Origin of the sequence: Phenylobacterium sp. VNQ135 (assembly GCF_049445735.1) — a bacterium.
GTDB lineage: Bacteria > Pseudomonadota > Alphaproteobacteria > Caulobacterales > Caulobacteraceae > Phenylobacterium.
Genome location: NZ_JBMSDS010000005.1, coordinates 81,298 through 102,907 on the forward strand (window position 1 = coordinate 81,298; position 21,610 = coordinate 102,907).

Annotated in this window: 26 protein-coding genes and 1 pseudogene; 16 read left to right on the forward strand and 11 right to left on the reverse strand. The window is 71.1% G+C overall.

What is annotated here, in order from left to right; genetic code table 11:
* Positions 1-55: 55 nt before the first annotated feature.
* Together ACO2Q0_RS18035 and ACO2Q0_RS18040 are read left to right on the forward strand one after the other, a co-directional pair.
* A complete protein-coding gene (locus ACO2Q0_RS18035; RefSeq protein WP_423352920.1) occupies positions 56-361 on the forward strand; it encodes an ArsR/SmtB family transcription factor in 306 nt (101 codons plus the stop codon).
* Positions 354-794, forward strand: coding sequence for an SRPBCC family protein (locus ACO2Q0_RS18040; protein WP_423352921.1), 441 nt, complete (start codon positions 354-356; stop codon positions 792-794). Before ACO2Q0_RS18035 ends, ACO2Q0_RS18040 begins: the two co-directional genes overlap by 8 nt.
* Here the strand turns inward: ACO2Q0_RS18040 and ACO2Q0_RS18045 are convergent.
* Both ACO2Q0_RS18045 and ACO2Q0_RS18050 read right to left on the reverse strand, forming a co-directional pair.
* Positions 791-1,837, reverse strand: a complete 1,047-nt coding sequence (locus tag ACO2Q0_RS18045; protein WP_423352922.1) for a glycosyltransferase family 9 protein — start codon at positions 1,835-1,837, stop codon at positions 791-793. The genes ACO2Q0_RS18040 and ACO2Q0_RS18045 overlap by 4 nt on opposite strands.
* Positions 1,830-4,637, reverse strand: coding sequence for an ATP-dependent DNA helicase (locus ACO2Q0_RS18050; protein ID WP_423352923.1), 2,808 nt, complete (start codon positions 4,635-4,637; stop codon positions 1,830-1,832). Before ACO2Q0_RS18050 ends, ACO2Q0_RS18045 begins: the two co-directional genes overlap by 8 nt.
* Positions 4,638-4,835: 198 nt before the next feature.
* On the opposite strand from ACO2Q0_RS18050, the gene ACO2Q0_RS18055 reads away from it, so the two are divergent.
* Entirely contained in the window at positions 4,836-5,441 is a 606-nt protein-coding gene (locus ACO2Q0_RS18055) for a hypothetical protein (protein WP_423352924.1), read from the forward strand.
* A gap of 501 nt (positions 5,442-5,942) precedes the next feature.
* Here the strand turns inward: ACO2Q0_RS18055 and ACO2Q0_RS18060 are convergent.
* Positions 5,943-6,542, reverse strand: a complete 600-nt coding sequence (locus tag ACO2Q0_RS18060) for a hypothetical protein (protein ID WP_423352925.1) — start codon at positions 6,540-6,542, stop codon at positions 5,943-5,945.
* Positions 6,543-6,728: 186 nt separating this feature from the next.
* On the opposite strand from ACO2Q0_RS18060, the gene ACO2Q0_RS18065 reads away from it, so the two are divergent.
* On the forward strand, positions 6,729-7,115 hold the full coding sequence (locus ACO2Q0_RS18065) for a hypothetical protein (RefSeq protein ID WP_423352926.1): 387 nt from the start codon (positions 6,729-6,731) through the stop codon (positions 7,113-7,115).
* Between the two features lie 391 nt (positions 7,116-7,506).
* Here the strand turns inward: ACO2Q0_RS18065 and ACO2Q0_RS18070 are convergent, their stop codons facing one another.
* On the reverse strand, positions 7,507-7,878 hold the full coding sequence (locus tag ACO2Q0_RS18070) for a TonB family protein (protein WP_423352927.1): 372 nt from the start codon (positions 7,876-7,878) through the stop codon (positions 7,507-7,509).
* A 242-nt stretch (positions 7,879-8,120) separates the two neighbouring features.
* On the opposite strand from ACO2Q0_RS18070, the gene ACO2Q0_RS18075 reads away from it, so the two are divergent.
* Positions 8,121-8,861, forward strand: a complete 741-nt coding sequence (locus ACO2Q0_RS18075; protein WP_423352928.1) for a hypothetical protein — start codon at positions 8,121-8,123, stop codon at positions 8,859-8,861.
* Positions 8,862-8,958: 97 nt separating this feature from the next.
* Positions 8,959-9,696, forward strand: a complete 738-nt coding sequence (locus ACO2Q0_RS18080; protein WP_423352929.1) for a class I SAM-dependent methyltransferase — start codon at positions 8,959-8,961, stop codon at positions 9,694-9,696.
* A 167-nt stretch (positions 9,697-9,863) separates the two neighbouring features.
* On the opposite strand, the gene ACO2Q0_RS18085 is transcribed toward ACO2Q0_RS18080, so the two are convergent.
* Positions 9,864-10,337 (reverse strand): hypothetical protein, encoded by a 474-nt coding sequence (locus tag ACO2Q0_RS18085; RefSeq protein ID WP_423352930.1) that lies wholly within the window; start codon positions 10,335-10,337, stop codon positions 9,864-9,866.
* A 102-nt stretch (positions 10,338-10,439) separates the two neighbouring features.
* On the opposite strand from ACO2Q0_RS18085, the gene ACO2Q0_RS18090 reads away from it, so the two are divergent.
* Together ACO2Q0_RS18090 and ACO2Q0_RS18095 are read left to right on the forward strand one after the other, a co-directional pair.
* Entirely contained in the window at positions 10,440-11,375 is a 936-nt protein-coding gene (locus tag ACO2Q0_RS18090) for an oxygenase MpaB family protein (protein WP_423352931.1), read from the forward strand.
* A gap of 8 nt (positions 11,376-11,383) precedes the next feature.
* Complete coding sequence (locus ACO2Q0_RS18095; protein ID WP_423352932.1) at positions 11,384-11,575, forward strand: hypothetical protein; 192 nt, start codon at positions 11,384-11,386, stop codon at positions 11,573-11,575.
* 15 nt (positions 11,576-11,590) lie between these two features.
* On the opposite strand, the gene ACO2Q0_RS18100 is transcribed toward ACO2Q0_RS18095, so the two are convergent.
* Positions 11,591-11,806, reverse strand: coding sequence for a hypothetical protein (locus tag ACO2Q0_RS18100; protein ID WP_423352933.1), 216 nt, complete (start codon positions 11,804-11,806; stop codon positions 11,591-11,593).
* A 192-nt stretch (positions 11,807-11,998) separates the two neighbouring features.
* Here ACO2Q0_RS18100 and ACO2Q0_RS18105 point away from each other — a divergent pair, with 192 nt between their 5' ends.
* Genes ACO2Q0_RS18105 through ACO2Q0_RS18115 form a run of 3 tightly spaced genes read left to right on the forward strand, consistent with a single transcriptional unit; the run spans position 11,999 to position 16,074 of the window.
* Positions 11,999-14,557 carry a ligase-associated DNA damage response DEXH box helicase gene (locus ACO2Q0_RS18105; protein WP_423352934.1) on the forward strand — a complete coding sequence of 853 codons (2,559 nt, stop codon included), beginning with the start codon at positions 11,999-12,001 and terminating at the stop codon, positions 14,555-14,557.
* Positions 14,558-14,567: 10 nt separating this feature from the next.
* Positions 14,568-15,296, forward strand: a complete 729-nt coding sequence (pdeM, locus tag ACO2Q0_RS18110) for a ligase-associated DNA damage response endonuclease PdeM (RefSeq protein ID WP_423352935.1) — start codon at positions 14,568-14,570, stop codon at positions 15,294-15,296.
* The gene (locus tag ACO2Q0_RS18115) at positions 15,289-16,074 is read left to right on the forward strand and encodes a hypothetical protein (protein ID WP_423352936.1); all 786 of its coding nucleotides are present in this window, start codon (positions 15,289-15,291) and stop codon (positions 16,072-16,074) included. The genes pdeM and ACO2Q0_RS18115 overlap by 8 nt, the downstream gene beginning before the upstream one ends.
* On the opposite strand, the gene ACO2Q0_RS18120 is transcribed toward ACO2Q0_RS18115, so the two are convergent.
* The 3 genes from ACO2Q0_RS18120 to ACO2Q0_RS18130 all read right to left on the reverse strand — a co-directional run bounded on the left by ACO2Q0_RS18120 (position 16,071) and on the right by ACO2Q0_RS18130 (position 17,798).
* Complete coding sequence (locus ACO2Q0_RS18120; RefSeq protein WP_423352937.1) at positions 16,071-16,817, reverse strand: SDR family NAD(P)-dependent oxidoreductase; 747 nt, start codon at positions 16,815-16,817, stop codon at positions 16,071-16,073. The two genes, ACO2Q0_RS18115 and ACO2Q0_RS18120, sit on opposite strands and share 4 nt — an antisense overlap.
* Before the next feature lie 150 nt (positions 16,818-16,967).
* Entirely contained in the window at positions 16,968-17,549 is a 582-nt protein-coding gene (locus tag ACO2Q0_RS18125; protein ID WP_423352938.1) for a TetR family transcriptional regulator C-terminal domain-containing protein, read from the reverse strand.
* Positions 17,550-17,597: 48 nt separating this feature from the next.
* Positions 17,598-17,798, reverse strand: coding sequence for a DUF2188 domain-containing protein (locus tag ACO2Q0_RS18130; protein ID WP_423352939.1), 201 nt, complete (start codon positions 17,796-17,798; stop codon positions 17,598-17,600).
* A gap of 292 nt (positions 17,799-18,090) precedes the next feature.
* Between ACO2Q0_RS18130 and ACO2Q0_RS18135 the strand changes: the two genes are divergently transcribed.
* The 3 genes from ACO2Q0_RS18135 (at position 18,091) to ACO2Q0_RS18145 (ending at position 19,656) form a co-directional block, all read left to right on the forward strand.
* Entirely contained in the window at positions 18,091-18,300 is a 210-nt protein-coding gene (locus ACO2Q0_RS18135; protein WP_423352940.1) for a cold-shock protein, read from the forward strand.
* Between the two features lie 117 nt (positions 18,301-18,417).
* The gene (locus ACO2Q0_RS18140) at positions 18,418-18,636 is read left to right on the forward strand and encodes a hypothetical protein (RefSeq protein ID WP_423352941.1); all 219 of its coding nucleotides are present in this window, start codon (positions 18,418-18,420) and stop codon (positions 18,634-18,636) included.
* A 66-nt stretch (positions 18,637-18,702) separates the two neighbouring features.
* The gene (locus ACO2Q0_RS18145) at positions 18,703-19,656 is read left to right on the forward strand and encodes a mechanosensitive ion channel family protein (RefSeq protein WP_423352942.1); all 954 of its coding nucleotides are present in this window, start codon (positions 18,703-18,705) and stop codon (positions 19,654-19,656) included.
* Between the two features lie 3 nt (positions 19,657-19,659).
* Here the strand turns inward: ACO2Q0_RS18145 and ACO2Q0_RS18150 are convergent, their stop codons facing one another.
* Positions 19,660-20,055 carry a MerR family DNA-binding protein gene (locus ACO2Q0_RS18150; RefSeq protein WP_423352943.1) on the reverse strand — a complete coding sequence of 132 codons (396 nt, stop codon included), beginning with the start codon at positions 20,053-20,055 and terminating at the stop codon, positions 19,660-19,662.
* An 86-nt stretch (positions 20,056-20,141) separates the two neighbouring features.
* On the opposite strand from ACO2Q0_RS18150, the pseudogene ACO2Q0_RS18155 reads away from it, so the two are divergent.
* Both ACO2Q0_RS18155 and ACO2Q0_RS18160 read left to right on the forward strand, forming a co-directional pair.
* A pseudogene (locus tag ACO2Q0_RS18155) lies at positions 20,142-20,321 on the forward strand (glutaredoxin domain-containing protein); the annotation flags it as partial.
* On the forward strand, positions 20,310-20,882 hold the full coding sequence (locus tag ACO2Q0_RS18160; protein WP_423353355.1) for a MauE/DoxX family redox-associated membrane protein: 573 nt from the start codon (positions 20,310-20,312) through the stop codon (positions 20,880-20,882). The pseudogene ACO2Q0_RS18155 and the gene ACO2Q0_RS18160, both read left to right, overlap by 12 nt.
* Before the next feature lies 1 nt (position 20,883).
* Here ACO2Q0_RS18160 and ACO2Q0_RS18165 read toward each other — a convergent pair whose 3' ends face one another.
* Positions 20,884-21,543 (reverse strand): response regulator transcription factor, encoded by a 660-nt coding sequence (locus tag ACO2Q0_RS18165; protein WP_423352944.1) that lies wholly within the window; start codon positions 21,541-21,543, stop codon positions 20,884-20,886.
* Between the last annotated feature and the right edge of the window lie 67 nt (positions 21,544-21,610).

A 21,610-nucleotide genomic window follows, 5' to 3' on the forward strand; every position in this document is an offset into this window, starting at 1 on the left:
GGCGGCGCTTGACGCCGCCTTTTTTCGGCGCCGATATTCACCCTCTGAGGTGAATATGCTCGATCAGACGATGACGGCCCTGGCCGATCCGACGCGGCGGGCGATCCTGGCGAGGCTGGCCACGGGCGAGGCGCGCGTCACCGACGTGGCCAAGCCGTTCCCGATCAGCCTGAACTCGGTCTCCAAGCACATCCGCATGCTGGAGCGGGCGGGCCTCGTGACGCGACGGGTCGAGGGGCGCGAGCACTTCCTGGCGCTGGACCCGGCCCCGCTGGACGAGGCGGCGCAGTGGATCGCCCAGCAACGCAAGCTCTGGAGCCGCGCGCTCACCGAACTGGAGAAGGTGCTGAACGATGCCTAGCGTGACCGTCACCCACCGCTACGCCCACCCGCCGGAGCGGGTGTTCGACGCCTGGCTCAACCCGGAGCTGGCGCGGCGCTTCCTGTTCACGACGGCCACCGGCGAGGTCGTGCGCTGCGAGATCGATGCCCGGGTGGGCGGCCGCTACACCATCGTCGACCGCCGCCCGCCCAACGACGAGCACATGCCGGACGGCGGCGACATCGAGCATGTCGGCGAATACCTGGAGATCGACCGGCCCCGGCGGCTGGTCTTCACCTTCGGCGTGCCGCAGTTCGACCCCGGCTTCACGCGGGTGACGGTGGAGATCGAGCCCGACGGCGACGGCTGCCTGCTGACCCTGACCAACGACGACGTGCCGGCGGAATGGGCCGAGCCCAACCGCGGCGGCTGGACGATGATCCTGGACGGGCTGGAGCGCGCGCTGGCCTAGGAAAGGGCGCGGCGCACGTCCGCCACCACCGCGTCCCAGTCGCCCCCTCGCGGCTGCCGGAAGAGGCGGGCGGAGGGATACCAGGGGCTGTCGTCGCGGCCGCGCATCCAGCGCCAGTCCTGGCCCACGTCGGAGAGCAGCACCCAGACCGGCTTGCCCAGCGCGCCGGCCAGGTGGGCGAGCGCGGTGTCCACCGAGACGACGAGGTCGAGGCCGGCGATGATCTCGGCGGTCTGCGGCAGAGGCCCGGCGTCGGCGGGCTCCAGGCTGATGGCGTCCGGGAGCGCGAGCAGGGCCTCGGCCGCCGCGCCGCGCATCGAGCGGTGCGCATCCCGGGCGTTCTTGGGATTGCCGGCGACGGCGACGCCGATGCGGGCGTCCACCGGGCGGGGCGCCGCATGCAGGTAGGGCTCGCCCGGCAAGGTGTCGGGCGTCATGCCCAGCCGCCCGGCCAGCGACATGCAGCGCACCCAGGCGACGTCGTCGGGCAGTCGGGCCTGATCGCCGGGGGCAAGCCCGATCACCTCGTCGACGCCGGCAAGGCCGGCGAAGACCGGCGCGAGCGCCGCATGGCACGAGAGCGTCACTCGCCCGGCGCCCCGCGCCTTCAGCAGGGGCGCGAACCGGGCGAACATGATCTGGTCGCCCAGGCCCTGTTCGTGGACCACGACCACGTCGCGGCCGGCCAGCGGCTCGCCCCGCCACTCGGGCGCGCTCCCTGAGAAGCGGCTGGTCTCGGACGGATGGGCGCGGACGCGGGCCTCGAAGTGCGGCCAGCCCTCGGCGTAGCGGCCGGCGCCCAGCAGCGCCTCCGCCAGCGAGAGCTCGATGCCGGCGTCGTCGGGCAGGCGCTGGTGGGCGAGGCCCAGCCAGTGGGCGGCGGCGTCGAACCGGCCGAGCTCCAGCAGGCAGGCGCCGAGGTTGCGCGCGAGGTTCAAGGTTGCGACGCGGGCCGCGATGTCCTCGTAGAGGGCGGCGGCCTCGGCCAGGCGTCCGGCCTGCTGCAGCGCCACGGCCTCCGCGAACCGGGCGGCGTCATCCATCCTTGAGCGCCGGCCTCAGGAACTCGGCCACCTGCTCGATGGCCTCGACGAGCGTCACGCGCTGGAGCTCGACGCCTTCGGGCAGGCCCGAGAACAGGCGGGTGGGCGCGGCCGCGTCCAGCATGACGAAGACGCCCCGGTCGTCGGCCCGGCGGATCAGGCGGCCGAAGGCCTGGGCGATGCGGCCCCGGGCGATGGCGTCGTCGTAGCTCTTGTTGCCGAACCGCGTGCGGCGGGCCTTGTGCAGGATGTCAGGGCGCGGCCACGGCACGCGGTCGAAGACCAGCAGGCGCAGGGACCGGCCCGGCACGTCGACCCCGTCGCGCACCGCATCGGTGCCCAGCAGGCAGGCGTCCTGTTCGGCGCGGAAGATGTCGACCAGCGCCCCCACCTCCAGCGGGTCGACGTGCTGGGCGTAGAGGGCGAGGCCCTTGTCGGCCAGGGGACCCGCGATCTTCTCGTGTACGGCCTTCAGCCGGCGGATGGCGGTGAAGAGGCCAAGGCCGCCGCCGCCGGCGGCCAGGAACAGCTCGCGCATGGCCGCGGCGACCTGGCGGGCGTCGTCGCGGCCGACGTCGGTGACGACGAGGGCGCGCGCATTGGCGGCGTAGTCGAAGGGCGAGGCGAGCTTCAGCGTCTTGGGCCGGTCGGGCAGGCGCGCGGCGCCGGTGCGCATCTCGGCCAGGGCGAAGGGGTCCTCCAGCGTGGGATCGGCCAGCGTCGCCGAAGTGACCAGCACGCCGTGCGCCGGCTTGATGACGGCGTTGGTCAGGGGCTCGGTCGGGTCGACCCAGTGGCGGCGGCAGGCGGCGTCGACCACCCGGCCATAGAGGAAGGTGGCGTCGAACCAGTCGACGAAGTCGGGGTCGTCCTCGGCGTCCTCGTCGATGGCGCGCAGCATGGAGCGCCAGGCCGGAAGCGTCATGCGGGCGCGGCGGTCGAGGCCCCGCAGCGCCCCTTCGATGCGGGCGCGCTCCGAGCCGCCGAGGGTGGCGGCCTCCTCGTCCAGCAGATCCTCGAGCGCGCGGGCGAGCGCCAGCAGCGGCGCCTCCACCCGGGCCAGCGCGGCGGCGGCCTCGCGGGCGGTCTCGCGCACCAGGTCCAGCGCCGGGCGGGCGGCGCACTCCATGCCGATGTCCGAGCTCTGGGCCCGGGCGCGAAGCTGCTCCAGCACGGCGACCAGGAAGCCCTCGATGGGCCCGATCGGGTTCACCTCGCCGTTGGGCGGGGCGATGCGGCCCGACCAGCCCTCGCCCGGCAGGGCGGAGGCGGCGTGGATGGCGTCCTGCAGGGTCTGGCGGGCGCCGTCGCGGTCGCCCAGGATGTCGGAGAGGCGCGCTTCGAGGCCCCTGCCCCGCCGCCCCCGGCCCTCGGGCCCGCGGATCCAGCGGCGCATCTCGGCGGCCTCGGCGCCCGAGAGAGCGGCCGAGAACGCGCTGTCGGCGGCGTCGAACAGGTGGTGGCCCTCGTCGAAGACGATGCGCTTGAGCTGGCTGGTCTCGCTGTCGGCCTTGGAGCCCCGGGCGGCGCGGGCGCCGTCGAAGGCGGCCTGGGTCATGACGAGCGCGTGGTTGGCGATGACGATGTCCGCCCGGCGCGAGCCGCGGATCGCCTTCTCCACGAAACAGGCGCGGTAGTGCTGGCAGCCGGCGTGGATGCATTCGCCGCGGCGGTCGACGAGGTTGGCGGCCGAGGCCTGCTGGGCCGGGGCGACGTAGAACAGGGTGGGCAGCCAGGCGGGGAAGTCGCCGCCGGTCATGTCGCCGTCGCGGGTGGCGCGCGCCCAGCGGGCGGCCAGCGCCATGCCCACGAGGTCGCCGCCGCCGAGCTGGGCGGTGTTGGCCTGGTCCTGGAAGTTCAGCAGGCAGAGGTAGTTCTCGCGGCCCTTGCGGACCACCGCCTTCTTCGCCCGGACCTTGTCGTCCTCGAAGATGGATCGGCTCTCGCGCTCGATCTGGCGCTGGAGGGCGCGGGTGTAGGTGGAGACCCAGACGGCCGGGCCGTTGGTCTCGGCCCACAGCGAGGCGGGCGCGAGATAGGCCAGCGTCTTGCCGATCCCGGTGCCGGCCTCGGCCAGCATCATGCGCGGCTCCCCTTCCCGCTCGCGCGGCTGGAAGACGAAGGCGGCCTCGGTGGCGAGCTCGGCCTGGGCGGGCCGCGCCTCGTCGAGGCCGGAGCGGCCCAGCAGGGTCTTCAGCCGGTCGGCGGAGCCTTGGGGATCGATCGGCTTCGACCCCGCCTCGCCGGGCGGCGCCTCGGCCTCCCATTCGGTGAGCCGCATCCAGACGTCGAGGCCCGAGCTGCGGAACTGGTTGCCGGCCGGCGCCGAGCGCAGGGCGCCGATCACCGCCGAGCCCCACGGCCAGCCGGCGCGCGCCAGGGTCTCGGCCACCGCCAGGGCCTCCTCGCGGGAGGGCTCGGGCGTCAGCGCCAGCTCGGCCAGCAGCAGGCGGCAGGCCTCGCGGAGCGCGCTGGCTTGAGCTTCAGCGCCCTTGGGCTCGGGCAGGCCCAGGGCGAGCGCCAGGCCGGCGGCGGAGGGGGCGCAGAACTTCGCCGGGCGGACGAAGGCGAAGAGCTCCAGGGCGTCGAAGATGCGAGGGGATCGCGGCGGGGCGTGGAGGCCGAGCCTGCGCGCCGTCATCGCCGCATGGGCCAGCAGGACGGGGGCGGACTCGAAGAGGTCGCGGGCGTCCGGGGCGCGGAGGGGTCGCGTCGCGCCGGCGTCCGCCACCGCCGCGCGGGGGCCCGGCAGGACGACAAGCGCCGGGGCGAGATCGAGGGCGGCGGGGGGGAGAGTCACCCGCGGAGGTTACTGGAGCGAGGCGGCGAACGGAAGGGGAACTGGGTATGGTAGGGGGCGTCGCGCCATCCGCTCGTGACGCTTGGGCGACATTCGGAGCGTCCGCGTCGAGCGCAAGGTCTCCTTCGGACGCGCGAGCAACCTGCGCGCATCGGTGGCTAACAATTCGCCTCGTCTGCGGTGCTTAAGGCCAGTACCTTGTACAAGAAGGAGGAACCGCCGCTGCGCTTTTCCGGCAAGAAGATGCCGGGCGACAAGCGGTTCGACTTCCTCGCGTTCCACGGCACGGCCGGGAGCATCGGCATTGAGGCGAAGAACATTCGCGAGTGGATTTACCCCGACCGCGGCGAGGTCAAGGAGCTGATCCAAAAGGCGCTAGCGTCTGACTCCGTGCCGGTTCTGATCGCCCGCCGCATCCCCTATGTGACATTCCGCCTACTGGAAGCGTGCGGGGCGCTCTTATTCGAAAACTATAATCAGCTCTATCCCAGCGCTGACGCCGAACTCGCCAAGCAAGCCGCTCAAAAGGACTTGCTCGGCTATCACGACATTCGAACCGGCAACCAACCCAACGACCGCCTGCTAAAGTTCATTGCGGAGACCGTACCAGCGAGGGCCGACGAAGCCCGCGCTCGGTTCAACAAGTACCGCGATCTCCTAGACCAGTTTGCCACCGGGCAGCTTCGCTACCCCGGGTTCGCCGCTCGCGTACGTCGCCGTGAGCAGGGGCAACCGGAAGACGCCGACGCGCAGCCAGAACCAGATTTCGATCCGAACGACTACGAAGAGGGCGGCGAGTGGTAGGCGGTCACTTCTTCCGCCTTATCCACCAGACCAGCGAGGCGAGGCCCAATGCACCAACCGCCGTGATGGCGGGGGCGTCCAGTGAACAGGCGAACTGGAACATGGTGTGTGGGCGTCCGACTCGTTGCCGGAATCCTGCCGTCACGACGTGATACGCGCGAGGCGTGTTCAATAGCCCGCCGCAGCCTGGTAGCGCACTTGGCTGCGCTGCCGCCCTGCGCCCGAGATTATGGCCACAGAAGCGGCATAATAGTCACGCTTTTTCCGCCCAGCTGCGGGGTGGAGGGGGCGACCTGATCGCCAAAGCTAAATATCGGGGAAGCTCAATCAAGACTACGCCACGGATATACCGCTTCCCACGTGGCATGGGAGAACCCCGATGTTCAGAAACTCATCCCGCCTTTGGCGGATCATCATCCGTGATGATCGGAGTCAGCCACATCGCTTCATCCGACAGCGGCTATTCTACGGTTCACAACTTGCGGTGAAGTCGGGGCGGCGTTATCGCCGCTCCGACTTCTTCCGTTTCCAACCAGCGGCCTTGCGCGCGGCACGGCTGATGGCCCGGCTCGCGCCCGTACGTCGCCCGCTCACAATGCCCTCGTTGGCAGGCTTGATATGCAGGTAGCCCGCGTAAGCCGGATCGATCCCCTTGAGGATGTACTTCGCGAGGCTGCCGGGCGTCTCGACATCGCCCACGTGCAGCGCGTCCTTTAGATCGTCCACGCCAGTGATCTTGCGCAGCATCCGGGCCGTCTTGGCCTCGAACTCGCCGCGGATGCTCGCCGGTAGGTGCGTCATCCAGTGGACATGACGGCTTCCCGCCGGGTTCGCGTGGCTATGCACGCCAAGGAGCGGGCCGAGGTCGCGTCCTTTCGCACGCTCATAGCGCCACCACCTTGAGAGCCGAGCCTGTAGGTCCCGGAAGACGGCGCCCGCGGCATCGTCGCCGATCCCGAGGGTCGCGAAGTTGATTGTCACATGGGCGTTGATCGGGCGGCCAACCTCGCCGGCGTATCGGATGGCATGTAGCACGTTCTCCGCCGCTCGGCGGCCGATGAACGCGGTCGCAACCCCGCATTTTGTCGTCACAAGGTCCACCTAATACCAGATCGTGTGCCCCCCTGTGATGCAGGTGCCAGTTCACCGAACGCGGGTCAACCGGAAGTTGCTCCAATGTTCCCCTGTCCACAGGAACTCCAGGGGGACGCCTCAAGGCGCGGACTTCGCCCGGCCTTGACCCGGCCTGCGGGCGAGGCTTGTGGGCCGCCATGCACTTGAGGCTCAATGGCGTCGCTGGCGATGCGACGGGGGCGGGGCTTGCAGCCGGGGCGATCAGATCTGTTGTTGCGGATGCGGCTGGCGGCGGCCGCAGGCGACCTGCACTGGCCGGGGCTGATCCTGGCCGCCGGGTTGGTGGTCGCGATCTTCGGGGTCGTGCTGGTGATTGTCCGGCCGAGCCTCGGACCGGCCGAGCGAGCTTATGGGCGGGTGCTCACGGTCAACGTGTCGGCCAACGAAAGCGGCCCGCAGATCGTCGCGCGCGTGCGGACGGAGGACGGCGACCGGACCCTGTTCCTGCCGACGGGATCGACGTGCTGGCCGGGTGACCGCATCGAACTCCTGAAGCGCGGAAAGCAGTACATGGCCGGCGGCCGTTGCGCGCGTCCATGAGGGCGAAGCTTGTGGGCCGCCATGGACTTGAGGACGGATGGCATCCTGAAGGATGCCCTCGCCTCCTCCCTTTTCCCTCCGTCATGGCCGGGCTTGTCCCGGCCATCCAGACGCGCACGCCTGCGCCGGGCTGGAGCGCGGCCGGCGGGTCTGGATCCCCGGGACGAGCCCGGGGATGACGGCTGGGGCGGCGTTAGCGCCTGTCGCGGCGAAATCCGGCGCTTCCCCCTCGGTGTCATCCCGGTTTCGCCGCAGGCGAAGACCGGGACCCATCGGCGCTGGCAGGCGGCGCGAAGCCTCCGCGATCCGGCGCTTATGGGTCCCGGACAAGCGCGGGACGCGCTTTCCGGGATGACACCGGGAGGGTGAGCGGGGCTGGCGAGCCTGACCGTCAGAAGCGCCGGAAGCCCATGGGGATGCGGACGGAGCCGCCCTCGGTGGGGCGGCCGTCCTTCAGCTGCTTCTTCAGCCGGAACTTCGGGACCAGCTTGAGCGCCATGTCGCCGAAGCCCTGGCCTTCGGGCTGTTCGGCCAGGACCTGGCAGTTCGCGAGCGTGCCGGCCGCCTCGACCTTGCACTCAACCAACGCGGCGCCGGCGTCCTGCTCGCGCTTGTGGCCGCGGGGATAGACCATCGCGGCATCGCGCGCCGATGGCCGGCGAACCCAGTCGCGCCCTTCCACCGGGAGCGGCTCCGCCGCGGGCGGGGCGGGGACGTCCGCCTGGGCGAGCGCGAGCGCGAGCGCCGTGACAAGGCCAATCATCATATTCCCCCTAAGCCACGGCCAAGCTAGCGCGGGCCGCACGCCCCCTCCACCCTCCTTCGCCTGCGGCTTCGGAGGGTCCCCCTCCCCCGCTGCGCAGGGGAGGAGCGGACCCGCCGCCGATGTTCCGTCTTTGTTCTTGACTTGCGCGCGCGTTTGTGGGAGAGTTCGGGCAGGCTCTGATGCGTGCGCCCGCGCGGGCGGCGGGGCCTTCCTGACAATCTGACGAGAGGCCTGGTTCGATGACGGACGGGGATGGCGGCGGCGCGTTTGCGTCGGCGGAGGATGGCGCGCGCCTGACGGCCAAGCAGGCGCTGCGGTCGCGGGCGTACGTGAAGTTCTCCGCGGCGCTGGCGCGGCGCATCCTGGGGCGCGTGGCGCTGGGGGAGCCGCTGCGGGTGATCTGCGCCGAGGCGGGGATGCCGTCGGCGAATACGGTGACGGTGTGGGCGAAGACCCGGGCGCCGTTCGGGCGGGCCCTGGCGCTGGCGCGGGAGGCGGCGGCGGCGGACGACCCGGCCAATGTGGGGTTCTGTCCCGACACGGCGCGGGAGATCTTCGCGCGGCTGTGCGAGGGCGAGCCGCTGTACCGCATCTGCCGCGATCCGCGGATGCCGGGGAAGTCGACGGTCTATCGCTGGCGCGAGCGGGAGCCGGACTTCGACCGCTCGATCCGGCTGGCGCGGGACATCTGCGCCGAGACGGTGTGCGAGGAGAGCCTGGAGACCGCACGCGCGGTGACGCCGCAGACGGCGCACGCGGTGCGCGTGCGGCTGGAGCACGAGCGGTGGTTCGTGCGCGCCGTGGCGCCGGGGCGGTTCGGGCCGGTGCGGCCGCAGGACGTGGACGAGCTGGACTGGGCCGGCGGCGGGGGCGGGAGCGGCGGCGGCATGACGGTGATCGTGCGGAAGTTCACCGATCCGCCCGAGAGCCTGGAAGGCCTGGCCGCCGAGACGAAGGCGCTCTACCGCGGCGAGAGCTGAGGGCGGCCGGCCGCGCAGCGTTTGAGGCTGGCGCGGCGGCAAGGGTGTCAAACGGCTCCCGTCGCCCTAAGTTCTGGGGCAAAGACACAAAGCCCCGATGCAGATTCACGCCGTTTCCCTCGCCGCAGCGCTCCTGGCGCTGGCCGCCTGTTCCGAGCCGCCGGGCGGGAACGGCGCCGCCGCCGCGCCCGCCCGCAGCCCGGGCGGCTTCCCCGCCCCCGACCGGCCGGTGGCGCCCGCCGTCACCGACACCTGGAGCTCGGGGCCCGATCGCGATGCGGCCGACGAGTCCGGCCAGCTCATCCGGGGCCTGCAGATCACGCCGGGCATGGCCGTGGCCGACATCGGGGCGGGCTCCGGCTACCACACCCTGCGCCTGTCGCCGGCCGTCGGCCGGGAGGGCGCCGTCTATGCCGAGGACATCAACGAGGCCTATGTGGCCGGCCTGAAGCGCGAGGCCGAGCGCCGGGGGCTGGCCAATGTGAAGATCGTGGTGGGGACGCCTGAGGATCCGAAGCTGCCGCCGGGCGCCGTCGACCGCGCGATCCTGGTCCACATGTACCACGAGATCGCCAACCCCTACGCCCTGCTCTGGAACCTCGCCCCGGCGCTGAAGCCCGGCGGCCGCGTCGGCGTCATCGACATCGACCGGCCGACCCAGGCCCACGGCGTGCCGCCCGGCCTGCTGGAATGCGAGTTCGGGGCGGTGGGCTATCGCATGGTCGACTTCCAGCGCCTGCGGGGCGGGGTGGGCTATCTGGCGGTGTTCGAGCCCCCGGCGCCGGGCCAGAGGCCCAGGCCCGCCGACATCCAGGCCTGCGACGCGCCGGATTGATCCCGATCAAGGGCTGCGGCGCGCTCCGGCGCGAAACTCGCGCCCTCGATCAAGGAGCCCGGCCATGAACCCCGACGCCGCACCGTTCGTCTACGCCATCGTCGCCATGTTCAGCGTGTTCATCGTCGCGCTGCTCGCCGGCGTCGTGATCTCGGGACGCAAGTAGCCTACCAGGGCTCGTCCCAGGGGCCGCCAAAGGGTCCGCCCAAGGGCCCGTACGGTCCCACATACAGCCCACGGCCGCGGGTCGCGCCCACGGCGATGCTGACCTGGCCGGTCTTGCCCACGGGATAGTGCGCCTCGACGCGGCCGTGGCGGTAGCCGTGCGTGCCGACGCCCACCTCCACCGAGCCGTGCACCTGCCGGTCGGGCTCGAGGCCCTCATCTATGGCCGCCATCTCGTCGGGCGAGGGCGCCGCGGCGGGCGAGCCCTTGATGAAGGCGTCGATCTGCTCGGCGGTGCTCAGCGGCCGCGCCGGAGCCTGCGGGGCGGATGCGTCCACGCGGGCCGCGTCCGCGGTCGCCACGGGCGGGGCGCCGCTCGCGCCCGCCGTCGCCATCGGCCCGTCCTCGCCGGCCTGGGCCGCCCCCGCCAGGGACAGCGCCGCCGCCACACCGATCGCCGTCCGCGAAAGCATCATGACGGAACTCCTACACCGGAACGGCGTGCAGCCCACATCACGATTGCGGCGGGCGCGCGGCGACGCTTTGCTCGCCGGCCGGCGTGACTATCTTGGCAGGACATGTCCGCTCCAGGCTCCCACCTCCGCCAGGCCGTCGTCGACCAGGTCCGCCGCCTCGTGGGCGGCACCGGCGACGACACCGTCGAGCGCAACCGCGCCGACACCGGCTTCTTCGGTCCCGACAGCGCCTGCTGGAAGGTGCACGGCGACCTCGCCTCGATGATGGCCGGCGGCATCACCGCCCTGCTGGTCCAGATGCTGCATCCCGGCGCGCTCGCCGGCGTCTGGGATCACTCCAACTTCCGCGGCGACATGACGGGCCGCCTGCGCAACACCGCCCTGTTCATCGCCGGCACCACCTATGGCGACCGGGCCGAGGCGCAGCGCCACATCGACCGCGTCCGCGCCATCCACGCCAAGGTCCGCGGAACCCTGCCGGACGGAACGCCCTATTCCGCCGACGACCCGGACCTGCTCACCTGGGTCCATGTGGCCGAGGTCTCCAGCTTCCTGGCCGCCTACCTGCGCTACGTCGATCCCGCCTTCCCGCCGGCCGAGCAGGACCGCTACCTGCGCGAGACGGCCGAGATCGCCCGGCGGCTGGGCGCCGTCGAGGTCCCCGAGAGCCGCGCCGAGGTCGAGGCCTACTTCCGCCGGGTGCGCGGCCAGCTCCGCTACGACCACCGCACGCGCGAGGTCGCCCGGGCGCTGCTCTCGCAGAAGCCGCCGAGCGGGGCTGCGGCGCCGGCCATGGCGCTGGCCTTCGACGCCGCCCGCGACCTGCTGCCCGACTGGGCGGCGCGGATGCACGGCTTCCGCCTCTCGCCCGCGCGGCGGCTGACCGCCCGCCTCGGCCTGAACGCGCTGGGCCGCGGGCTGCGCTGGGCGCTGACCAACAGCGCCGAGGCCCGCGCGCGGCGCCGGGCGGCGGAACTCGCGCAGCTGGACAGCCGCGCCACGGCCCCGCTTGCGGTCGACCGCGCCCCCGTCGCATAACATGTTCGATGAAGAAAGCGTCCGAGTACCGCGCCCACGCCCAGGAGTGCCGCGCGCTCGCGGCGGCGATGGATTCCGAGGAGCAGCGTCGCCAGCTCCTGGAGATGGCCGAGCACTGGGACCAGCTCGCCGCCGACCGCGCCCAGCTCGTCCGCAACCACCCGGAACTCGGCGAGGCGGGCGAGGAAGCCGGCCGCTAGCGCCGCCGCCGTCGGCTAACGGCCCTCCACCTGCCGCAAGAAGATCCACGCCCCCCGCTTGCGCTCGATTTCGAACCAGGCGGCGTCGCCCTCGAACGGCGGCACCTCCTCGGGCCGGAACCACTTCCACGGCCCGCGCACCCGTCCCGGCCGGATGAACAGCGACAGCGTCTCGCCGCCCTCCGCCGTGGGCCCCTTCAACCGTTCGACCTTGTAGGTCAGGACTGTCATCCGCTCGCTCCTCCACTGGCTGGCAAGTGCGAACATAAGGGGAACAATGACGCGGGAGTCAGCCCCCGCCGGTTGCGAATCCACAGTTCGATTCGGGAGAGGCGCGGACTGCGCGACGGCCCGACGGGTCCCGGCCTTCGGCCGCGCTGAAATCGGGGCGAAACGAAGCGGGAACATGCTATAGCGCATCCGATGGCCGACGCCGCCGCCCCTGCCCTGCTGCCTCCGAGGTTCGACGCCTGGTTCGAGCGCCGCGGCTGGCGACCGCGCGCGCACCAGCTCGCGATGGTGGAGAAGGGCCGGCAGGGCCGCGACGCCCTGCTCATCGCGCCGACGGGCGGCGGCAAGACGCTGGCCGGCTTCCTGCCCAGCCTGATCGAGATTTCCGAACGGCCGCCGGCCAACAGCCCGCGGGGCCTGCACACCCTCTACATCTCGCCGCTGAAGGCCCTGGCGGTGGACGTGGAGCGGAACCTCAACGCGCCGATCCTGGAGATGGGCCTGCCGGTGGTGGCCGAGAGCCGGACCGGCGACACGGGGATCGCGCGGCGCCAGCGGCAGCGGGTGAAGCCGCCCGACATCCTGCTGACCACGCCCGAGCAGCTGGCGCTGCTCTGCGCCTGGGAGGGTGCGCGGCTGTTCTTCCAGGACCTGAAGTGCGTGATCCTCGACGAGATCCACACCCTGCACTCGTCGAAGCGGGGCGACCTGCTGGCGCTCGATCTCGCGCGTCTGCAGCAGCTCGCGCCGGACATGCGGCGGGTCGGACTGTCGGCGACGGTGGACGATCCGGCGGTGATCCAGCGGTGGATGGGCGTGCATCGGGCCGATCTCGTGGCAGACGCCCCCTCCACCGCTTCGCGGTCCCCCTCCCCCGTCCGCACGGGGGAGGAGCGCTCCTCCTCCGTCGCAAAGACGCCGGAGGGGGCCTTGGCCGACCTCGTCCTCGGCCCGCCGGGCGCCGAGCCGCATGTCGACATCCTGCTGTCGGAGGGCCGGGTGCCGTGGGCCGGGCATACGGCCCAGCACGCCATGGCCGAGGTCTATGAAGCGATCCGCAAGGCGCGGATCGCACTGGTCTTCGTCAACACCCGCTTCCAGGCCGAGTTCGCGTTCCAGGAGCTGTGGCGGCTGAACGAGGACGGCCTGCCGATCGCCCTGCACCACGGCTCGCTCGCCGCGGAGCAGCGGCGGAAGGTGGAGGCGGCGATGGCGCGCGGAGAGCTGCGGGCCGTGGTCTGCACCTCGACCCTGGACCTCGGCATCGACTGGGGCGACGTCGACCTCGTCATCCAGCTGGCGAGCCCCAAGGGCGCGTCGCGGATGGTGCAGCGGATCGGGCGCGCCAACCACCGGCTGGACGAGCCGTCCCACGCCCTCTTCGTGCCCGCCAATCGCTTCGAGATGCTGGAGTGCCAGGCCGCGCGGGAGGCGATCGCCGAGAACCGGCTGGACGGCGACCCGCCCCGGGTCGGCGCGCTGGACGTGCTGGCCCAGCACGTCATGGGCTGCGCCTGCTCCGAGCCGTTCGACATGCTGGAGCTGTACGAGGAGGTGCGGACGGCGGGGCCCTACCGGGACCTGCCGTGGGAGGACTTCGAGCAGGTGGTCGATTTCGTCTCCACCGGCGGCTATGCGCTCAAGACCTACGACCGTTTCCGCCGGATCGTGCCGGGCGAAGACGGCCGCTGGCGGGTGCGAAACCAGCAGACCGCCCAGCGGCACCGGCTGAACGTGGGCGCCATCGTCTCGCCGGCCGTGCTGTCGGTCAGGATCGCCGGCCGGGCCGGGCGCGGCGGGCGCAAGATCGGCGAGGTCGAGGAGGGAATGCTGGAAATGCTGGACCCCGGCGACACCTTCGTCTTCGCGGGCCAGACCTGGTCGCTGGAAGGCGTCACCAACCTCGACGTCCTGGTGCGGCCGGCCAACGACCGCGACCCGAAGATGCCCTCCTGGGGCGGCTCGAAATTCGCGCTCTCCACCTACCTCGCCAAGCGCGTGCGCCAGCTGATGTTCAACGAGGAGCACTGGAAGGTGCTGCCGACCGACGTGTGCGAATGGCTGGGCGCCCAGAAGGACCGCTCGCTGATCGTGCGCGAGGACGAGATGCTGCTGGAGACCTTCCCGAAGGGACAGCGGCACTTCCTGGTCTGCTACCCCTTCGAGGGGCGGCTGGCGCACACGACGCTCGCCATGCTGCTGACGCGGCGGCTGGAGCGGGCCGGCGTCGGTCCGCTGGGCTTCGTCTGCAACGACTACGCCATGGCCGTCTGGGCGCTGAAGCCGATGGACGGCCTCGATTTCGACGAGCTGTTCGCCCAGGACATGCTGGGCGACGACCTGGAGGCGTGGCTGGCCGAGAGCTTCATGATGAAGCGCGCCTTCAAGGGCTGCGCGGTCATCGCGGGCCTGATCGAGCGGCGTTTCCCGGGCGAGCAGCAGAAGACCGGGCGCCAGATCACCTTCTCCACCGACCTCATCTATGACGTGCTGCGGCGGCACGAGCCGGACCACCTGCTGCTGAAGTGCGCGCGGGCGGATGCGGCGACCGGCCTCATCGACGTGGCGCGTCTCGGCGGGCTGTTGGAACGTATCCAGGGGCGCATCCGGCATGCGCCGCTCGACCACCTCTCGCCCTTCTCGGTGCCCATCCTGCTGGAGATCGGCAAGGAACGCTCGCCCGGCGGGGCGACCGAGATCATGCTGGCGGAGGCGGAAGAGGAACTGATCGCCGAGGCCCTGACCCAGTGAGACGACCGACGTGAACGCGCTGACGCCCACCTTCAGCTACCAGTTCGCCGCCAGCGACTGCGGCGGCCTGCGCACGCGCGTGCGGCAGGCCGAGGTGACGTTCCGGGCCTCGGGCGCGATGTGGGTGGCGGCCGAGCGCGCGCTGGTGGTGGCCGACCTCCACCTGGAGAAGGGCTCGAGCTATGCGCTGCGCGGCCAGATGCTGCCCCCCTACGACACGCGCGAGACCCTGAACCGCCTCGAGGCCGAGGTGAGCGCCACGGCCGCCGAGGTGGTCATCCTGCTGGGAGACACCTTCCACGACCGGAAATCCGAGGAACGGCTGGCGGCGGACGACGCGGAGCGTCTTCGGGCGCTGGCGGCCGGACGGCGGCTGATCTGGGTGATCGGCAACCACGACGCCGACGGGCCGCAGGCGCTGCCGGGCGAGACCGCCGACGAACTGGAGCTATCCGGCCTGACCCTGCGCCACGAGCCGCAGGCGGGACACCAGCCGGGCGAGGTGGCCGGCCACCTGCACCCGGCGGCCAAGGTGCGCGCGCCCCGCGGCACCGTTCGGCGGCGCTGTTTCGTCACCGACGGCGAGCGGGCGATCCTGCCGGCCTTCGGGGCATACGCGGGCGGGCTCAACGTGCGCGACGCGGCTTTCGCGGGCCTGTTCGTGCGGCCGCCGCTGGCCGGGGCGCTGGGCCCGAGCCGGGTTCGGGCCGTGGGCTGGAAGCAGCTGGCGCATGACTAGGGTCGCCGCCCTGGCGATCGCGGCCGCCCTGAGCGTCGCCGCGACGGCGGCGCAGGCGGCGCCGGGCGACGCCGAGAACCGGCTGCGCAGCGGCCCGATCCTGGAGCTGCTGCTGAAGGAGGCGAAGCCCCACCACTTCGTCTGGGGCGAAGGCTCGCAGATCGTCGAAGAGCATGTGCTGCTGACCTCGCCCGTGCGGATGGCGTCCCATCCGGGCGTCTGCGAGTACGACAGCCTGGACATCGCCGTGCGCCGGAGCCGGCCGGACGGGCCCGCCGACGACATCAGGAAGATCGAGACCGAGCGCAGGTTCGCACTCTACGCCTTCCTGCCGCGTACAGACCCGACGCCGCATGAGGCGTGGGAGCGTCGCTGCAAGGCCCTGGACAGCTCGCCCGGCGAGCAGTTCGCGCGGTTCGGCAGCGGCGACAGCGAGGCCTACTGGCTGGCGGGCCAGGTGATGCAGCAGCTGGCCAAGGAGGCCCGGGGGCCGGACGCCGGGCCATTGGCCAAGGCCTGCTCGGATCCTCGCGAACGCTGCCCGCGCGGGGGCGAGCTGACGCGGCTGCTGACGCCGCAGGCTCTGGTCAGCGCGTACTTCCTGGAGGACGCGCCGGCTTCCGATCGCACCGTGCGGCTCCGCTTCAGCGTGCGGGAGCCGGAGGCGGAGCATTGGTGGATCGCGACGGCGGAAATGCGCCGCGACGACCAGGGTACCCGGCCGCCGCAGCTGGTGTCGGTGCGCTTCGAGAAGCGCGCGACGCTCTGGATGCACTAGCCGGCGAGGCGGCCGCCGTCGGCGGCGAGGGACTCGCCGGTGATGAAGCCGGCGGCCGGCGAGGCCAGGAAGACGATGGTCTTCGCGATCTCCTCGGGACGGCCCAGGCGGCCCAGCGGCAGGGTCGCGCCGAACGCCTTCTTGTTGTCGTCGGAGCCGGTAAAGCGGTCGATCATCGGCGTGTCGATCGGCCCGGGGGCGACCGCGTTCACGCGCACGCCGTAAGGGGCCGCCTCAAGCGCGGCGACCTTGGTCAGGCCTTCGACGGCGAACTTGCTGGCGGCGTAGATCCCCGCGCCCGCGAAGCCCAGACGGCCGACGATGGACGAGACGTTGACGATGGCGCCCTCGCCCTGCGCCTGCAGGACACGCAGCTCGTGCTTCAGGCTGTTCAGCACCCCCAGCACATTGGTGTCGAAGGTGGCGGCGTACTTCTCGGGAGTATGCTCGACCAGGGGGCCCATCTCGCCCTCGGTGCCGGCGTTGTTCACGGCGACATCGATGCGGCCGAACCGGGCCACGGCGCCGTCCACCAGGGCCTTCACCTCGTCCTCGTGGCGCACGTCGGCGCGGATGAACTCGGCCTCGGCGCCCACGGCGCGCAGCTCGTCGGCCAGGATCTGGCCCTCGGCGTCGCGACGCCCGGACACGACGACGCGATAGCCTTCACGGGCGAAGGCCTCGGCGGTGGCGCGGCCGATGCCGGAGAGCGCGCCGGTGATGAGGGCGACGGGAGCAGTCATGTTGAACGTCCTTGATCTTCGATGGCGGGCCCTTCGCCCGTCGACAGGACGCCAAATACGTACGACCGTACTGATACGCAATGAAGATGGACGTTCGTCCGTATTGAAGATTCCTAAAGCCGCTATCAGCCCCGCGCGAAGCGGCGCCGTTCAGCGCAGGACGGTCTTGAAGAGCTGCTCGCGGAAGCTTTCGAGAGGTGCGGTGTCGCGCCGGGCCTTGGCCAGCAGCGTCGCCCCCTGGAGGCCGGACACGATGAACTCCGCCGCGGCCCCGACGTCGAAGCCCTTCGGCAGTTCACCGGCCTCGACCGCAGCCTCCAAGACGCTGGCGAACTCCGCCTGCATGTCGGCGTAGATCTGGACCAGGCGTTCGCGCAGCACGTCGCTGCCCTCGCAAACCTCGGCGCTGAAGTTGCCGATCATGCAGCCGTTGCGCATGCCCTCGCCGTCGTTCCGCTCGATCGCGCGCGCGATGTAGGCGTCGAGCCGGCCGAACGGCGGCAGGTCCGCATTGCGCAGGGTCTCGTCCATCACCGCGTCGGAATCCGCCACGTAGCGGTTCAGCACCTCGAGCCCGAAGGCTTCCTTGGACGCGAAGTGATTGGTGAAGGAGCCCTGCGGCACGCCGGCGGCGCGCACGATGTCGCGCACGGACGCGCCGGCGAAGCCCTTCTCGTGGACCACCTTCAGACCCTCGCAGAGGATCTTCTCGCGGTGGGACGGTCTGCCCATGCACAAAATATGACCGTCCATATTCCGCCATACAAGGGCGGCGGGGGATCAGCCGCCGAAGAAGCCGTGCTCGCCCACGATGCGGACCTGGCAGGGGCGTCCGGCGTCCTGGTTGGCGCGGGCCTCGCGGTTGGCGGCGGCCTTGGCGTCTTCCTTGTCGCGGGAGTGGCCGAAGTAGCGGCCGCCCTGTTCCACGGCCCACTGGCCGTCGTGCGGGGTCACGGTGAAGACCACCCGATCGATGTTCATGCGCGTCCTCTGCCTTCCGTCCTGTTGGAGAACGCCAGAACCGCCGATGCGATCCCGTACAGCAGAGCTGGCAACCGTCGGAAAACACGCTGTTTCCTGAGAACAGCGAAATCAAAACTTGCCATTTGCGGGGAAATGGGCCACTCTCAGCCAATCAAATTCGTTGACGCTCTACGGCGGTTTCTCTGGAAATTCTGATTTCCAGGCAGAGATCAGCCCACCGACCTCTCCGAAAATTTGATCTCACAGCCCATTCTCGGGCGTGAGAACTCGTGTCCGGAAAGGAACGACAATGACTGTGGGTACCGTGAAGTGGTTCAACGCCACCAAGGGCTTCGGCTTCATCCAGCCTGACGAAGGCGGCAACGACGTGTTCGTGCACATCTCGGCCGTCGAACGCGCCGGCATGGCCTCGCTGCACGAAGGCCAAAAGCTGAGCTTCGAACTGCAGAAGGACGCGCGCAGCGGCAAGATGTCGGCGGCGAACCTTCAGACGGCCTAGGGCTGTCGGAGAGGCCGGTTCGCCGGCCTCTCCACCTCTTCGGGGCCTCGGCCCCCAGGGGGCTTTGTGGGCTTTGGGGGCCCTGGCCGGCGACGGCCGAACATGAGGAGACCTGCCATGGACGACCTCACCCTCTGCGTCGAACCCGCCCCCGGCGGCTGGCGCATCGACTGCCCGATCGGCGAGCTTTCGCTCATGTTCCTGTCGGGATCCTCCGCCGAGCGCAGCGCGCACGCCATGGCGGAACGGCTGTCGGCCTTCGGCCGCGGCGTGAACGTGGTCGTCGCGGACCGCAACCACACCATCATCGGCGAAAGCCGTTACGGGGCCGCCTAAGAGGCTCGGGCGCCGTCGCGCGCCTCCACGCGTTGCCGAGGTCCCGATCACCGGAGCCTCGACCGCATGGCCGCCCCCGCCGAAGCCGCCCAGACCACGGGCCAGACCACCGCCGAGAAAGCCGCCCAGGACGCCGCAGCGCCGCTGGGCGACATGCTGGGGATGGCGCTGTCCGGCGACCCGGTGATGCTGCGCAACCTGGCCGGCGTGCTGAGCGCGTTCTCGGTGCGCCTGGTGGTGGCCCTGCTGATCCTGGCGGCGACGCTGTGGCTGGCCGGCCGGCTGGCCGCGCTGGTCGACCGCGGGATCTCGCGCCTGCCGGCGCACCGGCATCAGCCGGCCGACCGGACGCTTCCGGTCTTCATCTCCACCCTCGTCAAATACCTGGTCATCGCCGTCGGCCTGATCGCGGTGCTGCAGCAGCTCGGCGTGCAGACGACTTCGGTGCTGGCGGTGCTGGGCGCCGCCTCGCTGGCCGTTGGCCTTGCGCTGCAGGGCACGCTGAGCAACGTGGCGGCCGGCGTCATGCTGCTGCTGCAGCGGCCCTACCGCGTGGGCGACCGCGTCGAGCTGAACGGCCGCCAGGGCAAGGTCCGGCGCATCGACCTCTTCAACACCGTGGTCAACGATTACGACGGGCTCACGCTCTACCTGCCCAACGGCAAGGTGTTCGGCGACATGATCGTCAACTACGACCGGGTGGGCCGCCGGCGGATCGAACTGACCTTCGGGATCGACTACGAGGACGACCTGGACCTGGCGCTCGCCACCCTCGTCGAGATCGCCGAGGCCGAGCCGCGGGTGATGAAGGACCCGGCGCCGTGGGCCAAGATGACGGCCCTGGCCGACAGCGCGGTGAACGTGACCCTGCGCTGCTGGGCGACGCCGGACGACTGGATGGACGCCCGCTATGACCTGATCAAGCGGGCGAAGGAGACCTTCGAGGCGCGGGGGCTCAACTTCCCCTACCCGCACCAGGTGCAGGTGGACCGCGCCGACGTGCGACCGAAGAAGGCCTGAGGCTCAGTCGTCGAAGGCGGCGAGGATCGGGCATGGACCCTCGCCCCCGTGGGCGCACTGGGAGGCAAGCCGCGAAAGCGCGGCGCGGGCGGCGGCGAGCTCGGCGATCTTGGCGTCCAGGGCGGCGATGCGGGCCTGGGCCATCTCCCGCGCCCGGGGACGGCCGTCGGCGGCGTGCAACTCCAGCAGCTCGCCGATCTCCTCCAGGGTGAAGCCTGCGGCCTGGGCCGAGCGGATGAAGCGCAGACGACGGACCTCGTCCTCGCCGTAACGGCGGACGCCGCCGCCGAGGCCGGAGCCCTCGGGCCTGGGCGGCTCGGGCAGCAGGCCGCGGCGCTGGTAGTAGCGGACCGTCTCGACGCCGACGCCGCCGGCGCGGGCCAGGTTCGCGATGGTCATGTCCGCCATCCGTTGACTCCGTACCATGGTACGGAACCCATATGGGCGGGCAGAGTTGGCAAGCAAGCGAGCCCCCGATGACCAAGACCGCCACGCTGCACCGGATGGTGATGCCCGAGCACACCTGCCCCTACGGGCTGAAGGCGCTGGACCTCCTGAAGCGCAAGGGCTTCCAGGTCGAGGACCGCCACCTGACCACGCGGGCCGAGACCGACGCCTTCAAGGCCGCGCAGGGGGTGAAGACCACTCCGCAGGTGTTCATCGAAGGCCGCCGGATCGGCGGCTATGACGACCTGCGCCGGCATTTCGGGCTGAAGGTCGCCGAGCCCGGCGAGACCAGCTATCGGCCCGTGATCGCCGTCTTCGCCATGGCGGCGTTGATGGCTTTGGCGGCCAGTCAGGCGGCGTTCGGCACGCCCCTGACGGCGCGGGCCGGCGAATGGTTCATCGCCTTCAGCATGTGCATCCTGGCGATGCTGAAGCTGCAGGACGTGGAGAAGTTCTCGACCATGTTCCTGAACTACGACCTGCTGGCCAAGCGGTGGGTCCGCTACGGCTACGTCTACCCGTTCGCCGAGGGCCTGGCCGGGGTGCTGATGGCGGCGGGCGTGCTGACCTGGCTGTCGGCGCCGATCGCGCTGACCATCGGGACCATCGGCGCCGTCTCGGTGTTCAAGGCGGTCTATGTCGACAAGCGGGACCTCAAGTGCGCCTGCGTCGGCGGATCTTCGAACGTCCCGCTGGGCTTCGTCTCGCTGACCGAGAACCTGATGATGATCGCCATGGCCGGCTGGATGCTGGCCGTGATGAACCGCGGCGCGATGTGACCTAGAGCCCGGCGAGAACGGCGATGCGGGCCAGTTCGGCGGCGCTCTTCGCGCCCGTCTTGACCATCAGGTCGGCGCGGTAGCCTTCGACCGTACGGACGCTGATGCCCAGCTCGTGGGCGATCTCCTTGTTGAGCTTGCCGGCGACGATGCCGGCCAGCACGTCGCGCTGGCGTCCGGAGAGGGTCTTCAGGATGGCGGCGCAGCGGACCCGTTCGGCTTCCTGGGCGAGCGCCTCGGCCTGATCGCTCCAGGCCTGGGCGATGGTCTCGGCCAGGCGGGCGGCGCGGATCGGCTTCTGCAGGTAATCGGCGGCCCCGGACTTCATCGCCTCGACCACCAGGTCGACGTCGCCGTGCCCGGAGATGACGATGACGGGATGCGGCGCGCCTATCGCCTTCAGCCGCTTGATCAGGTCGAGCCCCGACATCCCCGGCAGGCGGATGTCGGCGAGGATGCAGCCGGGCGGAAGACCGGGCAGCGCCGCCAGGAAGGCCTCGGCGGAAGAGTGGAGGCTGACCGCGTGGCCCTGGGGCGCGAGCAGCGCCGTCAGCGCCTTGCCGATCGCGGAGTCGTCCTCGACGATGTGCACGGCGCACCGCGTCGTGCTCTGCGCGGGGATCTGGGACGCGGGGCTCCGCGTAGGGTTCGCGATCGTCATAGCATCAATTCAACGCACGGCGGCCGGCAGCGGACCCGCGACCGCCGAAGCTCGACTATAGTCAAAA

Bases quoted from the DNA above. Each gene is read 5' to 3' on its own strand.
- ACO2Q0_RS18165 (WP_423352944.1), bottom strand. From the start codon at position 21,543: ATGACGATCGCGAACCCTACGCGGAGCCCCGCGTCCCAGATCCCCGCG.
- ACO2Q0_RS18120 (WP_423352937.1), bottom strand. From the start codon at position 16,817: ATGACTGCTCCCGTCGCCCTCATCACCGGCGCGCTCTCCGGCATCGGC.
- ACO2Q0_RS18070 (WP_423352927.1), bottom strand. From the start codon at position 7,878: ATGATTGGCCTTGTCACGGCGCTCGCGCTCGCGCTCGCCCAGGCGGAC.
- ACO2Q0_RS18130 (WP_423352939.1), bottom strand. From the start codon at position 17,798: ATGAACATCGATCGGGTGGTCTTCACCGTGACCCCGCACGACGGCCAG.
- ACO2Q0_RS18145 (WP_423352942.1), top strand. From the start codon at position 18,703: ATGGCCGCCCCCGCCGAAGCCGCCCAGACCACGGGCCAGACCACCGCC.
- ACO2Q0_RS18095 (WP_423352932.1), top strand. From the start codon at position 11,384: ATGAAGAAAGCGTCCGAGTACCGCGCCCACGCCCAGGAGTGCCGCGCG.
- ACO2Q0_RS18075 (WP_423352928.1), top strand. From the start codon at position 8,121: ATGACGGACGGGGATGGCGGCGGCGCGTTTGCGTCGGCGGAGGATGGC.
- ACO2Q0_RS18135 (WP_423352940.1), top strand. From the start codon at position 18,091: ATGACTGTGGGTACCGTGAAGTGGTTCAACGCCACCAAGGGCTTCGGC.
- ACO2Q0_RS18045 (WP_423352922.1), bottom strand. From the start codon at position 1,837: ATGGATGACGCCGCCCGGTTCGCGGAGGCCGTGGCGCTGCAGCAGGCC.
- ACO2Q0_RS18115 (WP_423352936.1), top strand. From the start codon at position 15,289: ATGACTAGGGTCGCCGCCCTGGCGATCGCGGCCGCCCTGAGCGTCGCC.
- ACO2Q0_RS18140 (WP_423352941.1), top strand. From the start codon at position 18,418: ATGGACGACCTCACCCTCTGCGTCGAACCCGCCCCCGGCGGCTGGCGC.
- ACO2Q0_RS18080 (WP_423352929.1), top strand. From the start codon at position 8,959: ATGCAGATTCACGCCGTTTCCCTCGCCGCAGCGCTCCTGGCGCTGGCC.
- ACO2Q0_RS18125 (WP_423352938.1), bottom strand. From the start codon at position 17,549: ATGGGCAGACCGTCCCACCGCGAGAAGATCCTCTGCGAGGGTCTGAAG.
- ACO2Q0_RS18085 (WP_423352930.1), bottom strand. From the start codon at position 10,337: ATGATGCTTTCGCGGACGGCGATCGGTGTGGCGGCGGCGCTGTCCCTG.
- ACO2Q0_RS18035 (WP_423352920.1), top strand. From the start codon at position 56: ATGCTCGATCAGACGATGACGGCCCTGGCCGATCCGACGCGGCGGGCG.
- ACO2Q0_RS18100 (WP_423352933.1), bottom strand. From the start codon at position 11,806: ATGACAGTCCTGACCTACAAGGTCGAACGGTTGAAGGGGCCCACGGCG.
- ACO2Q0_RS18065 (WP_423352926.1), top strand. From the start codon at position 6,729: ATGGCGTCGCTGGCGATGCGACGGGGGCGGGGCTTGCAGCCGGGGCGA.
- ACO2Q0_RS18040 (WP_423352921.1), top strand. From the start codon at position 354: ATGCCTAGCGTGACCGTCACCCACCGCTACGCCCACCCGCCGGAGCGG.
- ACO2Q0_RS18090 (WP_423352931.1), top strand. From the start codon at position 10,440: ATGTCCGCTCCAGGCTCCCACCTCCGCCAGGCCGTCGTCGACCAGGTC.
- ACO2Q0_RS18105 (WP_423352934.1), top strand. From the start codon at position 11,999: ATGGCCGACGCCGCCGCCCCTGCCCTGCTGCCTCCGAGGTTCGACGCC.
- ACO2Q0_RS18150 (WP_423352943.1), bottom strand. From the start codon at position 20,055: ATGACCATCGCGAACCTGGCCCGCGCCGGCGGCGTCGGCGTCGAGACG.